The sequence below is a fragment of the Photorhabdus sp. RM71S genome, from assembly GCF_042879355.1.
Classification (GTDB): Bacteria; Pseudomonadota; Gammaproteobacteria; order Enterobacterales; family Enterobacteriaceae; genus Photorhabdus; species Photorhabdus kayaii.
The window spans coordinates 1-218 of record NZ_JBHFKV010000363.1; the positions used below are offsets into that span (position 1 = coordinate 1).

Annotated in this window: 1 protein-coding gene; it reads right to left on the reverse strand. The window is 58.3% G+C overall.

Annotated elements, in window-relative coordinates; genetic code table 11:
- Window positions 1-218, reverse strand: a 218-nt coding sequence (locus tag ACGF5R_RS25225; protein WP_387693400.1) for an Ig-like domain-containing protein, incomplete at both ends; no start/stop codon positions are given.

The following is a 218-nucleotide window of genomic DNA, read 5'->3' on the forward strand; positions in this document are numbered from 1 at the left end:
TACCTGCACATCCTTCACCGCCGCCGTGCTGGTTAACGTCGCAGTCACCTGTCCCTGCGCGTTACTCACCGGATTGCTCTGTTTCGTCAGGGTTAACCCGTCAGCCTTTGGCTCTGTCTGCCACTCAATGTCGATCGGTTGACCCACCACCAGATTGCCGTGCCCATCCTTCACCGTCGCCGTGAAGGTATAACTGTCGGCGCCGTTGTTGTAGCGCT